This is a genomic window from Burkholderia sp. GW821-FHT14F03, from assembly GCF_058803765.1.
Genome location: NZ_JBXAPG010000115.1, coordinates 1 through 2,851, shown reverse-complemented (window position 1 = coordinate 2,851; position 2,851 = coordinate 1). Strand labels below are relative to the sequence as shown.

The 2,851-nt window shown below is 67.3% G+C and carries 5 protein-coding genes and 1 pseudogene; all 6 read left to right on the top strand.

All coding sequences use genetic code 11. The features are described from left to right. Nucleotides 1-396, top strand: a 396-nt coding sequence (locus tag AC1RQF_RS33225) for a pentapeptide repeat-containing protein (RefSeq protein WP_492874364.1), incomplete at its 5' end; no start/stop codon positions are given. Then, a complete protein-coding gene (locus tag AC1RQF_RS33220) occupies nucleotides 393-1,463 on the top strand; it encodes a pentapeptide repeat-containing protein (RefSeq protein ID WP_492874362.1) in 1,071 nt (356 codons plus the stop codon). The genes AC1RQF_RS33225 and AC1RQF_RS33220, both read left to right, overlap by 4 nt. Nucleotides 1,464-1,519: 56 nt before the next feature. Then, the gene (locus AC1RQF_RS33215) at nucleotides 1,520-2,071 is read left to right on the top strand and encodes a DUF3540 domain-containing protein (RefSeq protein ID WP_492874366.1); all 552 of its coding nucleotides are present in this window, start codon (nucleotides 1,520-1,522) and stop codon (nucleotides 2,069-2,071) included. 24 nt (nucleotides 2,072-2,095) lie between these two features. Next, a complete protein-coding gene (locus tag AC1RQF_RS33210; RefSeq protein ID WP_273995530.1) occupies nucleotides 2,096-2,482 on the top strand; it encodes a DUF4150 domain-containing protein in 387 nt (128 codons plus the stop codon). Further along, nucleotides 2,482-2,691 carry a PAAR domain-containing protein gene (locus tag AC1RQF_RS33205; protein WP_492874360.1) on the top strand — a complete coding sequence of 70 codons (210 nt, stop codon included), beginning with the start codon at nucleotides 2,482-2,484 and terminating at the stop codon, nucleotides 2,689-2,691. Before AC1RQF_RS33210 ends, AC1RQF_RS33205 begins: the two co-directional genes overlap by 1 nt. Beyond that, nucleotides 2,691-2,851, top strand: a pseudogene (locus tag AC1RQF_RS33200) (type VI secretion lipoprotein TssJ); the annotation flags it as partial. The gene AC1RQF_RS33205 and the pseudogene AC1RQF_RS33200, both read left to right, overlap by 1 nt.

Here is a 2,851-nt window from a genome sequence, read left to right as displayed (position 1 = left end):
GCGGTGCTGTCGCATGGCACCTCGATCGACCGCTCCATCCTCTGCGACTGCCTGTTCAACGCGTCGAGCTTCCAGGACCTGCGGGCGTCGTCGGTGCAGGTCGACCACTGCTCGTTCATGCAGCTCAACGCGCAGCACCTGAAGGCGGAGCGCTCGAGCTGGACCTGCACGCAGCTCGACGGTGCGAACGTCACGCATGCCCACCTGAGCGGCGCGTCGTTCGACCGCTGCTCGCTCAAGGAGGCGATGCTGTACGGCGCGGACATGCGCGAGACCCGGATGCGCGACTGCAACCTGATCCGCGCCCGCACGTCGTGGGCCCACCTGCCCGAATCCGGCGCATGGCGCGGCAACCTGAACACCGGCGTGCTCGCGGTGCCGAGGAGGGACGAATGAACGCACCCCGCGAGCCGGTGTCCGCGCCGGCCTTGCCCCAGGTGATCGAGGGACGGCGCTACACCACGTCGCATCACGGGCTCGAACTGACCGACACGATCTACCGCGACTGCCATTTCGAGCGGGTGAGCTGGTCGGAATGCCGGCTCTCCAACCTGCGCTTCGTCAATTGTCGTTTCGAGGCGAACCGCTTCGTGCGCAGCGCGCTGACGCGTCTCGTCTTCGAGGATTGCAGCATCGCCGAAACCACATGGAGCGATTGCGTGCTGCGCGGCATGTCGCTCGCCGGCAGCGGGATACGCGATGCGGCCTGGTCGAAGAGCTTGTTGAAGGACGTGATCTTCGCGAGGGCGAACGGTGCGTCGCTGCGTTTCGACGCGGTGCGCGCGGCGCATACGTCGTTCATCGCGGGCGAGCTGACGGGCGTCGAGCTGGACGGCGGCCACTGGTCCGATGCGTCCTGGATCAGCCTGCAACTGAGCGGGCTGCAAGTGCGGGCGAGCCGGCTCGACAACTTCATCGTCGGGCAGTCCAACTGCGCCGAGTGTTCGATCGACGCTTGCACGGGCATCAACGTGCGCTGGATCGATTCGCAGATCGATCGGATGAACGTGCGCGGATCGGAACTGAACCAGGCCGCGTGGTCGCACAGCGTCTGGTCGGGCGGCGGGATCGCGTCGAGCCGGCTGCCGCTCGCGTGCTTCGATCACGCGAAGCTGAGCGGCCTGTCCATGCGCGACACGGAATTGCCGCAGGCGATCTTCGATCACGCGCAGGTGCGGGACAGCGACCTGCGCGGCCTGCGCGCGCCGCGCATCGCGCTGCGTCACGCGCAGCTCGCGCGCGTGCAGTTGGCCGCCGCGCAACTGGCGGGACTCGATGCGCGCGGCGCGACGCTGGAGGAGGTCGGCCTGAACGGCGCGGATTGCCGGGCGGGGATGCTGGTCGGCCAATCCAGGCAGGCCTGGCGCGCGGCGGATACGCAGCAGGCGACGTTCGACGATGCAGTGTTGGAAGAAGACTGCCAATGGCGGCAACGCGCCCAGCCGGGCGCCAGAGGAGTGTGACGATGATCGAGACTCGAATGGTTCGTGAGCGGCAGGTCGAATCCAGCGAAGACGAGATGCCGGAACCGATGCGCACCTTGCTGAAGCGAAGCGCCGCGCCGTTCTCGCCGGGCGCGGCGGGACGCATGTCGATCGGCCGCGTGGCCGGCGCGGAGTCCGACGGACTGTGGCGCATCGTCGTGGAGCCGGGTTGCGCGCTGTATGCCCGCGCCGCGGTCAGTTGTGTCATTCGGCCGCAGGCGGACGATCTGGTCCAGTTCTATCAGGCGGCGGGCGGATGCTGGGTGCTCGCCATTCTCGAACGGCGCGGCGATGCGGCCGACGTCGTGCTCGATTTCGGCGCGGCCGAGGTCCTGCTGCAAGCGCAGGACGTGCGCGTGCAGGCGCGCGACCGGCTCGGGCTCGAAGCCGCGCAGCTGTCGAGCCGCGCGGAAGTGATCACCGAGGCCGCGGCGGAGCGCCACGCGCACGTCAGCGGCACCGACGCCACGCATGCCGGCAACACGTTCGTCCATACCGAGGGCCACCTGGGCATGCACGCGCAAAGCGCGGTCGTGACGGCGGAAGCCCTGCTCAAGATGGACGCCGGCCAGATTCACGTGGGTTGATGCGATTTACGCTTGGAGATTCTCATGTTTGCCAATTGCTCTGCCGGCGGAATGGCGCTGTCCGGCTCGGACGTCTGCAAGACGCCGCCGCTCGCGATTCCCGTGTCGTATTCGAACATCGCGAACAAGCCGGAGGCGGTCCCGAACGTCACCAACATCATTTACGCGGGCGGTCCCGTCCACAACATGAACACGATCATTCCCGTCACGCACAGCGACGAGCCGGGATCGATGGGCGGGGTGGCGTCCGGCACCGTGTCGGCGCAGTCGCGCCACGTGACGGGGTCCGGCAAGGTACTGATCCAGGGCTCGCCCCAGACCCGGCTGACCGATACCAACCTGCCCAACAACCAGAACACGTCTGGGCAGACCAGCGCGCCGTCCCAGACGATCACGATGACGCTCAGCTGATGCAACCTGTTCGTGCACACAACGGCGAGCCGGGCTCGATGGGCGGGGTTGTGTCGGGCATCGTGTCGACGCAGCCGCGCCACGTGATAGGGGCCGCCAAGGTGATGATTCATGATGGCGCGCCTCAGACGCGCATGACCGACACGAATCTACCCGCGGCCATGAAGACCATCGCGCCGTCCCAGATCATCACGATATCGCTTAGCTGATGAAGTCCGTTCGTATCCTGATTGCAGGATTGGCGCTGGGTTTGCTGTCGGGCTGCTCGCTGTTCGGTTCGAAACCGGTCGACCCGCGCCAGCTGCACGTGACGCTGGTCGGCGGCAGCCGGCTGAACGTCGGCGCGAGCGGCGAGCCGCGGCCGATCCA